This window comes from Rickettsia endosymbiont of Oedothorax gibbosus, from assembly GCF_936269705.1.
GTDB lineage: Bacteria > Pseudomonadota > Alphaproteobacteria > Rickettsiales > Rickettsiaceae > Tisiphia.
Genome location: NZ_OW370493.1, coordinates 1,675,488 through 1,692,677 on the forward strand (window position 1 = coordinate 1,675,488; position 17,190 = coordinate 1,692,677).

A 17,190-nucleotide genomic window follows, 5' to 3' on the forward strand; every position below is an offset into this window, starting at 1 on the left:
AGGATTGTCAAAAAGGAGTGCCTGCAGTATTTATATTTTTAAACAAAAAAACAAACTACAGGCATGAAAAAAGATATCACAGAATTATATAGTTTTATAGATGATTTTTGTAAAATTTATTTGGAGTATGAACAGAGAAAGTTATTACCATCAAATAAGCAAAGAAATCGCTGTTGTAGCATGAGTCTAAGTGAAATGTTAACAATAATAATTATGTTTCATACATCCTATGCTAAGAATTTTAAATTTTTCTATAAAAGTTATATAGAGTGCATGCATAAGGATGATTTTCCCAAAGCCTTGAGTTATAATAGATTTGTTGAATTAATGGCACGATTATTCATACCGCTAAATATGTTGATTCATTTGTTGTTTGGTGAGGAAACAGGTATTTATTTTATTGACTCTACAACGATTAAAGCTTGTCACAATAAAAGGCGTTATAGCAATAAAGTTTTTAAAGGATTAGCCAAACATAGTAAATCCTCTATGGGGTATTTTTATGGTTTTAAATTACATGTAATAATCAATAATAAAGGGGAGTTTATGGCATTAAAAGTGACCAAAGGCAATGTAGATGATAGGGTTCCAGTACCGGAGTTAACAAAAAGATTAACTGGAATTATAGCAGCTGATAAAGGTTATATTAAGCAAAATTTGTTCTTAAATTTATATGAAAGAGGCTTAAAAATGATTCATGGAATTAAGAAGAATATGGAAAATAAATTAATGGATTTGAAAGAAAAAATCTTACTTCGAAAGCGTAACTTAATTGAAACAGTTTTTGATTATCTAAAAAATAAAATGAACCTTGAACATACTAGACATAGATCACCAATAAATGCCTTTGTCCATATATTATCTACTCTTGTTGCTTACTCATTAAAGAAAAATAAACCTTCAACAAAATTTGATTTTAATCTACATGTTCACAATATCCTTATCCCGAATTGACGTGATATGATAAATATTGTCATACTGATAGCAATAATGTTCGTAATGGTAGTAAAGTAAAGAATCTAGTAACAAATAATGGAGTTGTAGAGATTGAGGTTCCAAGGGATAGAAGTAGTACATTTGAACCTGCATTAATTCCGAAGCGTCAAAGACGTATTGAAGGATTTGATGATAAAATAATATCGTTATACGCTAAAGGAATGAGCTTATCTGATATTAAGATTCAAATGCAAGAATTGTATGGAGCTGACGTTAGCGAAAGTTTGATAAGTCAAATTACTGATGATGTAATTGAGGATGTCAAGATATGGCAAAGCCGACCATTGGATCGAGTATATGCTATAGTATTTTTTGACTGTTTAGTAGTAAAAGTACGTCAAGATAAACGAATTATCAATAAGTCTGTATATGTAGCATTAGGTATTGATTTATCTGGAAGGAAGGATATTTTAGGATTGTGGAACAGTGAAAATGAAGGAGCTAAATTTTGGCTTGGTAATTTTACTGAGATGAAGAACAGAGGTATGCAAGACATGCTTATTGCTTGCAGTGATAATTTAACCGGTATGTCTGAGGCAATAGAAGCAGTTTTTCCGAAAACCGAACATCAATTATGTATTGTACATCAGATTAGAAATAGTTTAAAATATGTATCATATAAAGACCGAAAAGAATTAGCGGCTGATTTAAAGCCTATATATACTGCTAGCACAGAGGAAGAAGCACATCTTGCTTTAGAATCTTTTGAAGCTAAATGGAGTAAACAGTATCCACAAATTGCTAAATCTTGGTATGTTCATTGGGAAAATTTAATGGTTTTTCTAGAATACCCTGAGGCGATAAGGAAAGTAATATACACAACTAATAGTATAGAATCTGTCAATAGCCAATTACGTAAGGTTACTAAGAATAAACGGGTTTTTCCAAATGATAATGCCGTTTTTAAGACCTTATATTTGGCAATTGATTATATGACCAAGAAATGGGTTATGCCGATTCCGAACTGGAACGCAGCTATGGCTCACTTTTTGATAAAATTTGAAGGTAGAATTTAAGCCCTATGAAAAATTTACACACTTAATTAGAAAGGCTCAAAGAATCGAGGAATTGAACAAATTTATGTTGCTTGTGTGGGGTTTAAAGGGCTTTCCAGAAGCTATAAGCAGTGTATTCCCGAGTACTATAGTACAATTATGTATTGTACATATGGTTCGCAATTCAGTAAAGTATGTGTCATATAAAGATTTAAAAGAGGTCACATCAGATCTAAAACAAATTTATACAGCTAATAATGACGAAATGGCACGTTTAAAACTTCAGCAATTTGGTGTAAAATGGGATAAAAAATATCCGGTAATTTCTGATATTTGGCAACGTAATTGGTCTGGGATAATACCGTTTTTTGCCTTTCCTGAAGAGATCAGAAAGGTAATTTATACTACTAACACTATAGAATCTGTAAATCGTCAAATTAGAAAAATTATCAAAAATAAGGGGTGTTTCCAGATGATAAGTCAATTCAAAAAATAATATTTTTATCCCTACAAAATGCAGCCAAAAAATGGACCATGCCTATTAAAGATTGGTCTTTAGCTTTAAATCAATTTGAAATACTTTGTGGAGATTTTAAATATGATTTATTGGAAAATAAAAAATGAACTTTGTGAGTAGACCTAACCAATTGCTTGGTTAAGCCCCTCCTCAGAACCGGACATGCAGAGCTACCGCATCCGGCTCCCGAAAGGTAAGATAGGCTTGTACCCTATTTTTTTTTGTTGGTTTTAGAACATTGAAATGGTCTTCCACTTATTTGGAAAGTCGACCCTTTTGAGTATTTCAGCTAATCTTTGCCAATTCATCTTACGCTTCCCACCCATTCTATTAAACCACCCATATATTGCTCGCCTAGTTTGGTGAATAAATGAACTTACTCGTCTTTGATTATCTGATATACCATGATAATTGATCCACCCCTTTGTAGCTCTAATGACTTGCAATAATATCTGTTCTTTGCCCCTCTCATTAAGGTGACTTCGTAGATATTCTCTTAGCCCTTTAAGCTTCTCGGTAAATCGATCTTTCCTTGTGGTATATTTTAATCTCCATATGTTACCAAACCTTGATTTACCCCAATAGCAAGTAAAGCCAAGAAAATTATAACTCTTGATCTTCTTACCTTGCTTAGCTAAGTCCTCAGCATGGTATCTACCGGACTGAATCATCTGCGATTTAGCTTCATTGATGTTCAAGCCATACTTGTTTAATCTTTTGGGCAAAACCTCATAAAACTTCCTCGCGTCTTCTTCATTCTCAAAGACGAACACCATATCGTCACAATACCTCACCATTCCAGTTTGCCCTCTTATGTTTTCCTTGCTGATTTTAGCAAACCAACAGTCAATAACATAATGTAGGAAGACATTTGCCAAAATTGGTGATGTTTTAGACCCTTGGCGGCATCCTTCCTTGTTAGTAACTGTAATGCCGTTTTCTATAATTGGTGTTTCCATCAGTTTCATAACTAGTCTTAGGAATCTTTTGTCAGATATTCTCTTTCTTAGGAATCCCATCAACTCAGAATGTTTGATTGAATTGAAGCACTTAGTTATATCAATTTCAACTACAGCTCCTTTATTGAAGTTATACGTAAGTCTATTCAACTCCTTAAGTGCATCATGGGCGTTTAATTTAGGTCGAAACCCGTAAGAACATTTTAAGAATATTGGCTCGAACACTGAGTTTAATATCTTGCTTACTGCCGACTCGATTATCTTGTCTTCAAAGCATGATATTACCAAAGGTCTTTTGCCTCCATCTTCTTTTGGAATCAATGTAATTCGTGCAGGTTTAGCTTGATATTGCCCCTTGCGAATTTTAGTAAGGAGCGAGAGCAAATTTGCTTCCAACTTCTTACCATAAACCGCTTTGGTTATACCATCTATTCCTACAGCTTTCTTGCTATCAAGTTCCTTATATTGTTCTTCTAACATCTTTAAATCAATAATATGTCCAAGATTATTAAACTTTATGTCTTGATTTTGTGATGATAGCAACTTTATACGCTCAAGTTTCGTTGACCATGTATTTCCGTCTATGCTGTGTACGGTCATTGTTTCCCTCTTACGTTCTTACCTTTCTGTCAGCCCTTCGCTCCACTCCCATTACGAAGCTTCATCACTACTACAACTGACTCAGCCATCCTTAACACCATCTCCAAAGCCTTATGTTTCGGCACTTGTACTTTGAATACTTACTTAACTCAGTAAGAGTTATAAGGACTTCTCAAGTTGTGTCATTAATCTCTACAAACTCGCTGACGCCTGAGACCCCGATGGTTGAAAACTTTCGGATTTTCGCTAGTTTGACCTCTAGTTTTCTCTTGTCTACTGCGTTGTGTAGCACATCGACTTCCACTACCAATATCATTTCAGGGCTATCACGTTCACCATTTGGTTTCGGCTCGGATGTTTCGCTGTCTACGCTTTACTACTGTCGTTACCTTCAGCAGCACAAGACTCGCTATATGGTGGAGCTAGCTACTCCTTCCATAACAGGACTTTCACCCGTAAGATTAATGCACCTTATCTTGACGCACACACAAATTAAATGATTGACTCGCATTCTTATAAATATCCTTGAGTGACCTCTCATTCCCACGGCTTCTAGAGTCTCGACATAATTACGGATTTTATTCAGAATACTTATTCATTAACTCTTTAACTTTCGTTCTCTTTATTGTTACTATTCTTTACTCGCAATATTTATCAATTACCAATTTTTATTTAGTTGACATAGTTTCTTCTTTTTTCTCAACTAAACTAATTTGCAACATATTCGCTACCATTGGTGACTACTGCATAAGCAATCCTTGCTAACTTATTTGCTAAACCAACACATATAATATTATATGATTTATTTTCAGCAAATTTCTTCACTGCCCACTGCACGCACTAGTTTATCTTTCGATTCCTTACCACTTTTTGCTCTTATTGCTATTGTCCTTGCGGCTTGAATCAACATAGTTCTAGCATATCTATCTCCCTGTTTGGTAATCCCTCCTAAAACTATCTTATCTCCTGAGCTATGTTGCTTTGGTACCAAACCAAGCGAAGCAGCAAAATCCCTCGGGGTTGGATAACTTTCCATTGGGGCTACACTCAAACAACTAGCATTGATTGCTCCAATGCCAAAAATTGTCTGCAACCTAGTAGCTTTCTCACTTTGCTTATTATTGCTGATAATCAGCTTTTCTAAAGTTTTCTCTTTGTCACATAAATCCTCAATTTCTTTACATTCTAAAAGTAAAATTGACCGTATCCCAGAATTTATATAACCTTTACTATACGCTAACTCTACCTCCAGCCTACATGATTTGCAAAATTTATTTTTACTTAATTTTGTATTATAGCCATATTCACATAAACTTGATATTGTAGAATTAGTTTTTTGCACACGATCTCTGATCGTATTACTTCTAATTTTATGCAAAAATTTTATATCTTGTTCCTCTTTGCTTTTTGGCAGCACAGTTTTTAATTCTGGATCACGAGCCGCTTTGCATATTGCTAACGCATCGTTATAATCATTTTTCTGTTTCGATGTAGCATAAACTTTTACATCTTTTGTTTTCATTAGTTTGACTTGCAAACCAAGCTTAGCAATTTCCTGTGACCAATAATTAGCTCCTCCACATGCTTCCATAGCTAGCAATGAACTTTTATCGAGATTGCTTAAATAGGCTATTAACTCATCTCTTGTAACTTTTTGATAACCTATTTTTTTGCCATTTTGATCGACTTGCACCAAGTGCATACTATTTTTTGCTAAATCTATTCCTATTATAGTATTTTTTATGCTATTATTTATCATGGTATGGACCTATTAATTAAATTATTATTTAATTTGGAGCAGCTGAAAACTATTTTTCAGCTGACTCCGTACAAGTAAAGCATATTTCGCTTCACTCATCCATACCATCATTCCCGCTTCGGTGCGGAATCTATAATACCTCAGGGCATTTTTAGATCCCGCACTGAAGCAGGGATGACAACCATGATCCTATATTTTATTCAAATCTGCAAAAAAACTTGATTATATCCCAATATTTCATAATCCTTTGTAACTAAAGGCATCTTTTCAAATAAACTTTGTGCAATAAGCATTCTGTTGACCTAACTCTTTATTTTTGAATTTATAATTGCTGTTATAAAATACGTTTATTTGCTTTCTCATCCCCAGGTAATATATAACTAGCTCCTTTCCAACTTGATGAAAAATCAAATTCTCTATATGGCTGATCGAGCTTAACTGGCTCATATACTACTTTTGCTAGAGTTTCATCATATTTAACTTGTACATACCCAGTTAATGGGAAATCTTTTCTAAGAGGATGACCAACAAAATCATAGTCTGTTAGAATACGACGAGTATCATGACTCCCAACAAAATTCACCCCAAACATATCATATGCTTCACGCTCATACCAGCAGGCAGCACTAAAGATTTTGGTAATTGAAGGAATTATGTCATTTTCTCCAGCCTCAACTTTTACTAATATACGCTTATTTAATTTAAGACTTAGTAAATTATATACCACTTCAAACCGCTTAGAACGGTCTAAAAAATCGGCAGCAAACAAATCTGTCAGCACAGTAAAACGTAAATTCTCAGATTGCTTAATTGATGATAAAAATGGCACCAAGCTTTCTATAGTAGATTTATAAGCAGCAAAATGTATATTTGAACCATTTGACTGTACAGGTAACACAGCTATTTCAAGCCCTTGATTTTTTATCAAGTTATCAATAATTTCTTCCATATTATACACTAGCACTCTTAAATCTAGTAGTTCTTTTAATTTTCTTTTGTAACTGCATTAAGCCATAAATCAAAGCCTCAGCCGTCGGAGGACAACCTGGTACATATACGTCTACTGGTACTATTTGATCACAGCCACGCACTACTGAGTAGGAATAATGATAATAGCCACCACCATTGGCACAGCTTCCCATTGACAGAACCCACTTAGGTTCAGTCATCTGGTCATAAACTTTTCTAAGAGCCGGAGCCATCTTATTGGTTAAGGTTCCTGCAACTATCATTAAATCAGATTGACGGGGGCTTGGTCTAAACAACATACCAAAACGATCCATATCATAACGGCTGGAAGCAGCTTGCATCATTTCTACTGCACAGCAGGCAAGACCAAAGCTCATAGGCCAAAGTGAATTAGCTCTAGCCCAGCCTAGCAAATCATCAAGTTTAGTTATCAAGAATCCTCGATTTGAGATTTCTTCTGCAAGTAGCTTGTCTTGATCATATAAATCTATTTCTGCTTTCATGTAATTACTCCCAATCTAATGCTCCTTTTTTCCATTCATATATAAAACCAACAGTAAGTACAAATAAGAAAAACATCATTGAAAAAAAACCAAATTTACCAATTTTCCCAAGCGTAATAGCCCATGGCATCAAAAAAGTTACTTCTAAATCAAAAATAATAAATAAAATAGCTACTAGATAAAAACGTACATCAAATTTGCTCCTAGCATCACCGAAAGGGTCAAATCCGCATTCATAACTATCCAGCTTAGCCTTATTATATTTCCGAGGACTCAAAAGCCTCGGTAATGTAACTATTATCAACGACAAAACTGATGCTATAGCAAAAAATACCACTATAGGCAAATATTCTTGTAATATGTGCGATGTTTCCAACATTAGTAATTACCTTAAAAAATATATTAAATAGGTGGCTATCCTCTCCACTTGACTTAATGTTATCCTTGTACGACTTAATGTCATCCCTGCGAAAGTAGGGATAACATAAGAGTGGATTGCTTTGCTCTAGGAGATTTTTGTTATTGTAGGCAGTCTCCTAGGGGTTAGCTCTAAAGCTTAATACGGCTTAAATGCTTCATTAAACACGCATACTATTTTTTTGCCATGACGTATTGACAATTTGTGAAATACCTGTTCAATAATCACCATATTAGCATTATCTTGAGCAAGTCGATAATTTACCATCGATTCTCTAAGAGCTTCATCAACTGCAAAAATAGCTGGTAACTCAGCATTTTTATCTCTGAATTGTAAGTAAGTATACACTCCATCATCAAAAATTCTAATTGGGGCAATTGATTCATTACCACTTATCGAATAATTAAAATTATATTTCTCCGGATGAGATAAATCAAGGTTAGCTGAAGATGTAACATAAGTTTGCAAATAATCCCCTGAATTTTCATCATCAGGATAGATAAATCTTAAATTAAAAACCATTTCTGGATCTCTCATATCCGAAGCTTCTGCAGCATATAGTTCAAAAAAGTAAGTTCGCTTGTTAGTAATAATCGTCATATTAGTTGTAGCATCTTGTTCCATTGGCTTAATGAAAATCCTATGACCAGCTGGTACTATTTGCCAAGAAGTAGTATCCCCCATGGAAATACTAACTATTTCCTCCTCTTTTGCTAGCTCTATACTAGCCTGATAACCGTAGTATCCGGTGAACTTAAATACATCATCGGGACTATACACCATTACCCTGATTCTGCTATCAATCGGCAATGGTCTAGATTCTCTAACAGCTAAAGCAGTATTTACAGAGAATACTACCACAAACAATATTATTAATCGCTTCATCTTATTTCTTACTTTTATCTTCTATTAATTTAAGTCTGTAACCAGTAACCACAAAATTAAAATTTGAGTTAGGAGGTAAATGGATATTAATGGCATCTATTTCAAAATTTATTGTCGCTTGCCAAACCATATTTTCCAAAATATCATTAGCAGAGTTTTTTGCCACCGATGTAAATATAACCTCAGCCTTATTATTCTTATGATAAACCACTGATAATATATTAACAGAACGCCTTAAAGACCTTTGGTAACGCATAACTGGTGACAATGAATTGTCAATATTCATAAAATTGGCAAATTGTCTAAATATTATACGTGTAGAACTATTCTGAATAAACATAAATTGAGGACGAAGAAAATCATAGTCATAAGATTCTCTGTGTATCACATAATTTTTAATCATAATATCTGCAATAGAATTAATTGCATTACTTTTTATATGATTAGCATTAGTTATTGTTGCACTCTTTAGAGATTCAGCACTAATTGCGTATCTTACCTGACGAACTGTTGGTAATAAACTGTTAACACTAACCACTACACCTAGAAATAACGCCAAGAAAACTACCGTAAATATCAACAAAAATGATCTGTGTACAAGCGGATATAAATATTCAAAATTATACCATCTTCTAGCATCAACAAAATATTCCCCGGACTTAATATATTCTTGAACAGAGCTTGATACCTTATCCATTAGCCTAAAATAATTGATTATCTTACTTAGTATCAGATTCTAGCACATATTAGCAAAGAAGTTATTATTTTTTTATAGCTACTCCGAAAAAATTTGATTATATAGTGTTGAGGTTACTGATTGACATTAACAATGATTTATATAATATAGTAACCTACACATATGAAAGGGTTACTATATGTCTAATGAACATCAACTCCATAATACTAATTCTCTAATTACTATTGCAGGGGCTAGTGCTTTGTTAGGAGTATCGTTGGATACTATCAGAAAGTGGGAAAAAAAGGGCTTGTAAAAGCATACAGAAATAAAAATAAACATCGTTTTTTTCAATCTGAAGAATTACAGAGACTAAAATCAAAATTATCCGGGAATTAATAATACCAATTCCCAAATTTAATTTAGTATAAAGATTAGAAAAATAGGTTATAATGTAAAAGATAGATAAAATTAGGAATGTAATGGGTACTCATCAAAAATTAATAACAGAAGATTTACACAAACAGGCTATAGCTCAACTTGCAAGTACGAACAAAGAGAATAGAACCACTATCAGCAATTATCTTTTTTACTTTTTTATAAAAATAAATAATAGTTGATTATCTAATAAATAATTCATATTTCTATTGAACCTATTTATAATAAAATTTAAATGACCTTTATCAGTTAACCGTTTTTATCTGTATTTTATAAAAAAATAATAATTAATTATTTAGTAACAAAACTCCGCTTCTGTTACAATAATTTATGGCAAACTTCAAGTAACTTACGCATACAAGCAACTATCGCAACTTTCTTAGGTTTAAAACTATTAACAAGCCTATCATAACCTCAGTTTGATGTAAGAGGAAGGTTGAGATTGTTTAATTTTCCAAAAGCTACAGAAATTTTATTAGGCTTAAAAACATAGGCAAGCAGTCCAGCTAATACGTTAGTTTGAAAATTCATAACAGATCTATGCCTTGTATGGTCTATATGACAAAGGTTTTTTAGTTGATCGTTAATGGTTTCAATAATATACCTTTTATTTAAAAGCCGCTTTTTAATAGGATCTATTATTCTTTCTTTCATATTACTTTTAATTTTTGTTATTAGTTCTAAAGCTTGATTAGCAAGGGATTGAGTGAGTTTTTTACTGATATACCCACGATCACCAAAAAGCCAGCCTTGTAATTTATCTACTAAATTTTCTACCACTGCTCTATCATCAACATTTCCTGGAGTTAAAGAAAAACTCATAATCTCTCCGCAACTGTTAATGACAATATGTAGCTTACAACCAAAGAACCACCCAGTGGAAGTCTTACCTCTTTTTGCTATGTCTTTGAATACTTTATGTCTATTAATTCTTAAATTATGGCAAGCAGGAAGTTTAGTAGAGTCGATATAATATTGACCAGTTTGTTTTCCTGATAGGCTTTTTAGCAGTAATACCATGGGCATGAAGCTCATTGGCATTAACTGAACAAAACGACTATAGCTCACAAGTTTTGGAAATTCCTTTCTATAACTTTGACATAGGCAGCATAAATAAAAATCTTTAAAGGTACGGTAGTGACTCAAGTGAAACATTACTATAATAGTAATAATCTCTGAGAGTCCTATACTGCAAACTACTTTACGCTTACGGTTAGGATTTGGTAATATATATTTATTTTGCTCCGTATCAAAATGCTTGCAAAAATCATCAATTAAGCAGAAAATCTCCGTAAGAGGGATCATAATATATTCTCCAATTTTGTTGTTATTATTCGAGAACTTTATAATCCCTCCCTTCTTACTTTTCAAATATTCTTTCTCCTAACACACTAGTTTGAAAGAAGGTTTTATTTTTACCATAGCTCACCACCAACAGTTTGTTTATGTTATTACATAATGCTTAGCATTTTGTTTGGTGCTTACGTCAAACTCAGGTTATTATAGCCATATTCACATAAACTTGATATTGTAGAATTAGTTTTTTGCACACGATCTCTGATCGTATTGCTTCTAATTTTATGCAAAAATTTTATATCTTGTTCTTCTTTGCTTTTTGGCAGCACAGTTTTTAATTCTGGATCACGAGCCGCTTTGCATATTGCTAACGCATCGTTATAATCATTTTTCTGTTTCGATGTAGCATAAACTTTTACATCTTTTGTTTTCATTAGTTTGACTTGCAAACCAAGCTTAGCAATTTCCTGTGACCAATAATTAGCTCCTCCACATGCTTCCATAGCTACCAATGAACTTTTATCGAGATTGCTTAAATAGGCTATTAACTCATCTCTTGTAACTTTTTGATAACCTATTTTTTTGCCATTTTGATCGACTTGCACCAAGTGCATACTATTTTTTGCTAAATCTATTCCTATTATAGTATTTTTTATGCTATTATTTATCATGGTATGGACCTATTAATTAAATTATTATTTAATTTGGAGCAGCTGAAAACTATTTTTCAGCTGACTCCGTACCAGTAAAGCATATTTCGCTTCACTCGTCCATACCATCATTCCCGCGTAAGCGGGAATCTAGACCCCCGCACTGAAGCAGGGGTGACACTAAACCACAACTGTTAAAAGTTAAAAATAGGACTAAATTACAACCAAAGATTACGTGTAAATGTAAACTCAGGGTAATTACCATACAAACCCGTCATTGCGAGGAGGTCACCAGACCGACGAAGCAATCCATTTTTATTCACTTTTTCTTAGATTGCTTCGTCGGTCTGGTGACCTCCTCGCAATGACGACTTTTCTACTTTATTTTCTTAAATTGACGCCTATGCACAATGGCGTTGACCACATACGACTTTTAAACTACCCAGTCTAAAACCGCTTCCTATTCTAATTAACTATATAGAAAATACCTGAATAAAAATAATAAAAATATTTTTCATAAAATACTTAGTGTATATCATAATTAGTATATACTAAAATTATCTAAGGATAAGAGTATAGTCAATTGATGAGAATTTGGGGCTAGGAACGATGGAGCGACGCCTATAGAATAGGCAAGCATTGAGTAACAACGTCCCCAACTTCTCATCAATTGACTATATGGATAAAACAATTAAGTTAAGTAAATATGACAAAAAAATATAATATCGCAGTGATTGGGGCAACAGGTAATGTTGGGCGAGAAACTCTAGAAATTTTATTTGAGAGAAGTTTGCCAATTAATAATATCTATGCTATAGCATCGAGTGAATCTAATGGTAAAGAGGTTAGTTTTGGAGATGGTACTATAAAAATATCTGATATAGATAGTGTAGATTTTAGTAAAATTGATATTGCTTTTTTTTCAGCCGGATCAGAAATATCAAAGAAATATATACCCATGGTTACCAAGCAAGGCTGCGTAGTTATCGATAAATCATCATTTTTCAGACTTGATCCTGATGTTCCTTTGATAGTTCCAGAAGCTAATCTGGCTAGCCTAAAAGATTATACTATTAAAAATATTATAGCTAATCCAAATTGTTGTACTGTTCCTATAGCTACCGCGTTAAAGCCTTTGGATAATGCCGTAAAGATTAAGAGACTGGTTATATCAACCTATCAGTCAACTTCCGGAGCAGGCAAAAAAGGAATGGAAGAGCTGTATGAACAAACCAAGGCAAAATATGTTTTTAAGGACATTGAACCTAAAGTTTTTCCACATCAAATAGCTTTTAATTTATTCCCGCATATAGGTAGCTTTAATAAAGATGGTTCTACTAGTGAAGAATCTAAGATTGCCCTGGAATTAGAAAAAATTATAGGAACACATGCTAAAGCTAGTGTAACTTGTGTTAGAGTACCGGTGTTTGTTGGTCATGCTATTTCAGTTAATGTTGAATTTAGTGAGGCAATAAATGCAGAAGAAGTAAAAGAGATTCTTAAAGAATCAGACTCTATTGAGGTTAATTGTCATTTAGATCCAATACAATATGTCGCTCCCAAAGATGTAGTAGGTACGGATATGGTCTATGTCTCACGAATTAGACAAGATCATAGTCAAAAAAACACCATTAATTTATGGATTACAGCCGATAATTTACGTAAAGGAGCAGCTTTAAATGCTGTGCATATTGCTGAAGAGCTAATCAAGTATATTTGACAAATAATCAGAATAAATTGTGGATAAATTTGTGGGTAAATAAAAAATACTTATTTTGGGTAACTATGCTAAGGTCAGTTTTATATGTTATTGATAGCCAAGATATGTTGCCATAATTGCTTAAAGTATAGATTAAATCTCGTTAACATTTTAATTAAAAATATATAAAAAGTCAATATAATTTTCTAATTTTTACTTAGTGCATAACTTTTATGGTGTATAATTAAATTAATTAATCAATAATAAAATAATGAGACAAATACAAATAATTTCCGTTGGTAAACTTAATAATTATTATCAGCCAATTGCCAGAGATTATCAAAAATTGATAAAATATAATATAAAATCCACAGAAATTTGTTATTCAAAAAAATTACCAGCTGAACAAATCAAACAATTTGAAGGTAAATTAATTAATGAATTTTTAGAAGAAAAATCCTGTAAAATAGTACTAAACATTATTGGTAATGGTTATAATAGTCATGAATTTACAAAATTAATAACAAATAATTTGCAATCAGGCAAAAATATACAATTTATTATTGGCGGTGCATTCGGTTTAGATAAATCGATTCTTGAACAAGCAAATATCCATCTTAGCCTTTCAAAGATGACTATGCCCCATCAAATGGCAAAAATAATATTATTAGAGCAAATATATCGGACTCAGACCATAATAGAAAACCATCCATATCATAAATAGGTATACTACTCTATGAAATTTAACAATTATCTTTTACATATTAGGCTCCTAACAATTCATACAATCTTCCTACCAGTTATTTTTATGTCCTTATCAGCATTTGCTAATTCAGAGTTCAACAAGAATAATGCAGAATTTATTAATTTATTAAAAGATACAAAAATTACTGTTGTTGCTCCCGCTTCAGGAGGCAGTAATGAACTATTATCTAATTTGAGAAATATTGCTTCGTTAAAACTAAATATTCCAAATGATTGCTTTAAAGGAAAAAGCCTATTCCATTCTTCCGATGATCAAACAAGATTATTATGTTTGGAAAAGGCCTTAACTGATCAATCAAATAACGTAATATGGGCTCTTCGTGGGGGATATGGTTCAGCCAAATTAATTCCTGACTTGCAACGCTTAAAGAAACCGATAAAGGAAAAGTTTTTTATAGGATTTAGTGATATGACAGCTTTACATATTTTCTTTTCGCAAGAATGGGGGTGGAAGACAATTCATGGTAATGGTATCGTTGAAATACTTAAGCCAACTAAAGATCGTCAAAATTTTATAAAAATAGCAAAAATAATTTCTGGTAAAGAAACTCAAGCTAAAATTAAAGGATTATCAGCACTTAACCTTGCGGCAAAATCCAGTAAAATCGTTACAGGTAATCTTACGGGCGGTAATCTAAGCATTGTACAAACATCTATAGGTACATCATGGCAAATAAAAACGGCAAATAAGATACTTTTCTTGGAAGATGTTTATACAAAGCCGTACCAACTAGATCGTATCTTATATCATTTAAAACAAGCAGGGCTGTTAGAACGAGTAAACGCTATAATATTTGGAACTTGTGGAAATGATAACGAGACCATTATTAGGACTCTTACTGATTTTGCTGCTACCTTAAAAATCCCAATATTTAAGACCAATAGATTCGGTCATGAACGAGTTAATGATCCAATTATCTACAACACTGATACAAAAATTATTGTTACTGATGATAATCAGTTTGAATTAATAATGCAATGCTATTAAATAACCTCAACATAGTTGAGCCATTTTTGTGTCATCTTTGTTCGCCTTAGTGTCATACCTGCTCTCTTGTCACCCCTGCGTAAGTAGGTTCTGTGAACAAAAAATTTAAATTTATGTAAGAAAATGGTAGTCTTCGGTTATTCAAGACAGAAGGACTACCGGAATGAAGTATTACATAGATTCGAACGCATGGGAACAAATTTTAGATTTTTTGCGACAAATAAAAGGTATACATACTGAAGATGAGATAACTTTAAGACAGTTTGTAGAGGGTATATGGTTTATGGCAAGAAGTGGATGTCAATGGCGTCTTTTACCATCTTCTTATGGCTGTTGGCGTTCAGTCCATCGACGTTTCAAATTGATAAAGATTTAGAAGCTATAGTCAATTGATGGGAAGTTGGTGACGTCGTCACTCGTCGCTCGCCTATTACTTATAGGCATCGCTCCATCGTTCCTAGCGCCAAATTCCCCTGAATTGACTATACCATGCTTGATGCCACAATAATACGAGCACATGTCTGCAGTAGTGGTTATAAAAAGGATAGTCATGAACAGGTAGTATATAATTTAGTAATTTATAATGGTAAAGAAGTTTATACTGCCCCTAGGAATTTATGGAGTTTATTTACCGATGTAGTTATAGCCAAGAAAGTGATGACAGAAGATTATCAATTGGTCGATTTACAAAGCATGTCTGATGATGAAATAATGAAGAAGAAGCATGTTGGGATGTTAGAATATATGCTAAAAGTGAGACCTGAAAAGTCGATTAAAGTAATTACGTTAATTCGGGATAAGGATTAGTAAAAATGCTTTAGCTATAACTAATACAAGATTTTGGATATGTATAAATTGCATTTCTGTGAATTCATACATTAATTGCTCTTCGTAGTGTATATATGTCTGCTATTTTTACTAATCCTTATCCCGAATTAACGTTAATTGATTGATAGAATAAAGCGAATGTTTAATTCTAATCAATTCTGTCGTTCCCCCGACTTCCGCAGTTTTTATTAAGAGGAAGTCCTATAAGCCTTAGTTTGTAAGGGTTGTAGATTTTTAGGCACAACATTATTTGCTTATTTTAGATATATTTCTACAGCATCTAAGCGTTTAAGATTGAAGGTTTTATAAATCTTCCTCGCCTCATTTTTCATGTTGCTTGGTAGCCTATACAAATCTCCTGTTGTATTCCTTAAAATTGAAGATTGTACTCCCATTAATAACTCAACTATATTAGTTACACTGATTTTTTGGGTAAGTGCCACTTTATATTCTATAGTCAATTCAGGGGAAGTTGGTGACGTTGTCACTTCTAGGAGGCTGCCTACAATAAGCTAAAGTAATTCTATATTTTACTCTTTTTGGCTGTAAAAAATAGCTCAAAATATAATTAATTAGTTATCGTAGGCAGCCTCCTAGAAGTGACGACGTCACCAACTTCCCCTGAATTGACTATACCAATAGCCGAGCGACAATTAACAAAGCTATGTTACCAAAATTTATCTACTAACGGCTCCATCTAACTCTAACTTATGAAGTTTCTTGTATTGATAATTTTTAGTTGGTTTTGCCAATTTTTCAAAATGAGATAACCCGTGGGCAAAACCGAGCATTGTCGGAATCATAATAAACCATATTCCCCAATTGCCAAAACACTCAATAAGATAGACAAAACCAAAAGAGCTAATAATACCAATTAAAATAATTAACGCGGTATATTATAATATGGGAGTATAAATTTACATAGGGTATTAAAGGATTAATATGCAGCGTTAATTATTTTAATTGGTATCAGAGGAGAATTACAACGTACATAGTAATTCTTTAAAAAACAACATAGAAGCAAGTGGTTTACAGGTAACATCAGTGACTGTACCGAAAAGCCCTTTTAGTAATGCCAGGCAAATAACCTAGGGTTAGTGTATTACTCGATAATCAAGTTTTTTTGCAGATTTGAATAAAATATAGGACAATGGTTGTCATCCCTGCTTCAGTGCGGGATCTAAAAATGCCCTGAGGTATTATAGATTCCGCACCGAAGCGGGAATGATGGTATGGACGAGTGAAGCGA

General features: G+C 33.0%; 16 protein-coding genes and 4 pseudogenes. 9 read left to right on the forward strand and 11 right to left on the reverse strand.

Going from position 1 to position 17,190, the window contains the following annotated elements; translation table 11 throughout:
* Nucleotides 1-63 precede the first annotated feature (63 nt).
* The 4 genes and pseudogenes from NBW66_RS09125 to NBW66_RS09140 all read left to right on the forward strand — a co-directional run bounded on the left by NBW66_RS09125 (nt 64) and on the right by NBW66_RS09140 (nt 2,615).
* Complete coding sequence (locus NBW66_RS09125) at nt 64-954, forward strand: IS982 family transposase (RefSeq protein ID WP_250310582.1); 891 nt, start codon at nt 64-66, stop codon at nt 952-954.
* A 5-nt stretch (nt 955-959) separates the two neighbouring features.
* Nucleotides 960-2,012 (forward strand): annotated as a pseudogene (locus NBW66_RS09130) (IS256 family transposase); the annotation flags it as partial.
* A gap of 64 nt (nt 2,013-2,076) precedes the next feature.
* Nucleotides 2,077-2,487, forward strand: a complete 411-nt coding sequence (locus NBW66_RS09135) for an IS256 family transposase (RefSeq protein ID WP_250310783.1) — start codon at nt 2,077-2,079, stop codon at nt 2,485-2,487.
* Nucleotides 2,454-2,615, forward strand: coding sequence for a hypothetical protein (locus NBW66_RS09140; protein ID WP_250310784.1), 162 nt, complete (start codon nt 2,454-2,456; stop codon nt 2,613-2,615). Before NBW66_RS09135 ends, NBW66_RS09140 begins: the two co-directional genes overlap by 34 nt.
* A gap of 123 nt (nt 2,616-2,738) precedes the next feature.
* Here the strand turns inward: NBW66_RS09140 and NBW66_RS09145 are convergent, their stop codons facing one another.
* The 10 genes and pseudogenes from NBW66_RS09145 to NBW66_RS09185 all read right to left on the reverse strand — a co-directional run bounded on the left by NBW66_RS09145 (nt 2,739) and on the right by NBW66_RS09185 (nt 11,682).
* Complete coding sequence (locus NBW66_RS09145) at nt 2,739-4,067, reverse strand: reverse transcriptase domain-containing protein (protein ID WP_250310618.1); 1,329 nt, start codon at nt 4,065-4,067, stop codon at nt 2,739-2,741.
* 708 nt (nt 4,068-4,775) lie between these two features.
* Complete coding sequence (locus tag NBW66_RS14595) at nt 4,776-4,904, reverse strand: hypothetical protein (RefSeq protein ID WP_284346674.1); 129 nt, start codon at nt 4,902-4,904, stop codon at nt 4,776-4,778.
* Nucleotides 4,876-5,826, reverse strand: a complete 951-nt coding sequence (locus NBW66_RS09150; protein WP_250310785.1) for an IS110 family RNA-guided transposase — start codon at nt 5,824-5,826, stop codon at nt 4,876-4,878. Before NBW66_RS09150 ends, NBW66_RS14595 begins: the two co-directional genes overlap by 29 nt.
* 334 nt (nt 5,827-6,160) lie before the next feature.
* Nucleotides 6,161-6,682: pseudogene (locus NBW66_RS09155) on the reverse strand (NADH-quinone oxidoreductase subunit C); the annotation flags it as partial.
* Between the two features lie 94 nt (nt 6,683-6,776).
* A complete protein-coding gene (locus tag NBW66_RS09160; RefSeq protein ID WP_250310786.1) occupies nt 6,777-7,298 on the reverse strand; it encodes a NuoB/complex I 20 kDa subunit family protein in 522 nt (173 codons plus the stop codon).
* A 4-nt stretch (nt 7,299-7,302) separates the two neighbouring features.
* The gene (locus NBW66_RS09165) at nt 7,303-7,677 is read right to left on the reverse strand and encodes an NADH-quinone oxidoreductase subunit A (RefSeq protein ID WP_250310787.1); all 375 of its coding nucleotides are present in this window, start codon (nt 7,675-7,677) and stop codon (nt 7,303-7,305) included.
* Between the two features lie 177 nt (nt 7,678-7,854).
* A complete protein-coding gene (virB9, locus tag NBW66_RS09170) occupies nt 7,855-8,601 on the reverse strand; it encodes a P-type conjugative transfer protein VirB9 (RefSeq protein WP_094649371.1) in 747 nt (248 codons plus the stop codon).
* A 1-nt stretch (nt 8,602) separates the two neighbouring features.
* Nucleotides 8,603-9,298 carry a VirB8/TrbF family protein gene (locus tag NBW66_RS09175; protein ID WP_250310788.1) on the reverse strand — a complete coding sequence of 232 codons (696 nt, stop codon included), beginning with the start codon at nt 9,296-9,298 and terminating at the stop codon, nt 8,603-8,605.
* A gap of 831 nt (nt 9,299-10,129) precedes the next feature.
* The gene (locus tag NBW66_RS09180; protein WP_250310789.1) at nt 10,130-11,020 is read right to left on the reverse strand and encodes an IS982 family transposase; all 891 of its coding nucleotides are present in this window, start codon (nt 11,018-11,020) and stop codon (nt 10,130-10,132) included.
* Between the two features lie 176 nt (nt 11,021-11,196).
* Nucleotides 11,197-11,682 (reverse strand): IS110 family transposase, encoded by a 486-nt coding sequence (locus NBW66_RS09185; protein WP_250310790.1) that lies wholly within the window; start codon nt 11,680-11,682, stop codon nt 11,197-11,199.
* 685 nt (nt 11,683-12,367) lie between these two features.
* On the opposite strand from NBW66_RS09185, the gene asd reads away from it, so the two are divergent.
* From asd to NBW66_RS09205, 5 genes and pseudogenes are all read left to right on the forward strand, one after another.
* Complete coding sequence (asd, locus tag NBW66_RS09190; protein ID WP_250310791.1) at nt 12,368-13,381, forward strand: aspartate-semialdehyde dehydrogenase; 1,014 nt, start codon at nt 12,368-12,370, stop codon at nt 13,379-13,381.
* A gap of 250 nt (nt 13,382-13,631) precedes the next feature.
* The gene (locus NBW66_RS09195) at nt 13,632-14,084 is read left to right on the forward strand and encodes a 23S rRNA (pseudouridine(1915)-N(3))-methyltransferase RlmH (RefSeq protein ID WP_250310792.1); all 453 of its coding nucleotides are present in this window, start codon (nt 13,632-13,634) and stop codon (nt 14,082-14,084) included.
* An 84-nt stretch (nt 14,085-14,168) separates the two neighbouring features.
* Entirely contained in the window at nt 14,169-15,113 is a 945-nt protein-coding gene (locus NBW66_RS09200; protein WP_250310793.1) for an LD-carboxypeptidase, read from the forward strand.
* Nucleotides 15,114-15,276: 163 nt separating this feature from the next.
* Nucleotides 15,277-15,489 carry a transposase gene (locus NBW66_RS15060; RefSeq protein WP_410525790.1) on the forward strand — a complete coding sequence of 71 codons (213 nt, stop codon included), beginning with the start codon at nt 15,277-15,279 and terminating at the stop codon, nt 15,487-15,489.
* 182 nt (nt 15,490-15,671) lie between these two features.
* Nucleotides 15,672-15,920: pseudogene (locus tag NBW66_RS09205) on the forward strand (Rpn family recombination-promoting nuclease/putative transposase); the annotation flags it as partial.
* Nucleotides 15,921-16,195: 275 nt separating this feature from the next.
* On the opposite strand, the pseudogene NBW66_RS09210 reads toward NBW66_RS09205, so the two are convergent.
* A pseudogene (locus NBW66_RS09210) lies at nt 16,196-16,396 on the reverse strand (IS1634 family transposase); the annotation flags it as partial.
* Nucleotides 16,397-17,190: the final 794 nt, after the last annotated feature.

Excerpts from the sequence above, each read along its gene's own strand:
- NBW66_RS09125 (WP_250310582.1), top strand. The coding sequence starts at position 64 with ATGAAAAAAGATATCACAGAATTATATAGTTTTATAGATGATTTTTGT.
- NBW66_RS09135 (WP_250310783.1), top strand. The coding sequence starts at position 2,077 with ATGTTGCTTGTGTGGGGTTTAAAGGGCTTTCCAGAAGCTATAAGCAGT.
- NBW66_RS09145 (WP_250310618.1), bottom strand. The coding sequence starts at position 4,067 with ATGACCGTACACAGCATAGACGGAAATACATGGTCAACGAAACTTGAG.
- NBW66_RS09150 (WP_250310785.1), bottom strand. The coding sequence starts at position 5,826 with ATGATAAATAATAGCATAAAAAATACTATAATAGGAATAGATTTAGCA.
- NBW66_RS09160 (WP_250310786.1), bottom strand. The coding sequence starts at position 7,298 with ATGAAAGCAGAAATAGATTTATATGATCAAGACAAGCTACTTGCAGAA.
- NBW66_RS09165 (WP_250310787.1), bottom strand. The coding sequence starts at position 7,677 with ATGTTGGAAACATCGCACATATTACAAGAATATTTGCCTATAGTGGTA.
- virB9 (WP_094649371.1), bottom strand. The coding sequence starts at position 8,601 with ATGAAGCGATTAATAATATTGTTTGTGGTAGTATTCTCTGTAAATACT.
- NBW66_RS09175 (WP_250310788.1), bottom strand. The coding sequence starts at position 9,298 with ATGGATAAGGTATCAAGCTCTGTTCAAGAATATATTAAGTCCGGGGAA.
- NBW66_RS09180 (WP_250310789.1), bottom strand. The coding sequence starts at position 11,020 with ATGATCCCTCTTACGGAGATTTTCTGCTTAATTGATGATTTTTGCAAG.
- NBW66_RS09185 (WP_250310790.1), bottom strand. The coding sequence starts at position 11,682 with ATGATAAATAATAGCATAAAAAATACTATAATAGGAATAGATTTAGCA.
- asd (WP_250310791.1), top strand. The coding sequence starts at position 12,368 with ATGACAAAAAAATATAATATCGCAGTGATTGGGGCAACAGGTAATGTT.
- NBW66_RS09195 (WP_250310792.1), top strand. The coding sequence starts at position 13,632 with ATGAGACAAATACAAATAATTTCCGTTGGTAAACTTAATAATTATTAT.
- NBW66_RS09200 (WP_250310793.1), top strand. The coding sequence starts at position 14,169 with ATGTCCTTATCAGCATTTGCTAATTCAGAGTTCAACAAGAATAATGCA.
- NBW66_RS15060 (WP_410525790.1), top strand. The coding sequence starts at position 15,277 with ATGAAGTATTACATAGATTCGAACGCATGGGAACAAATTTTAGATTTT.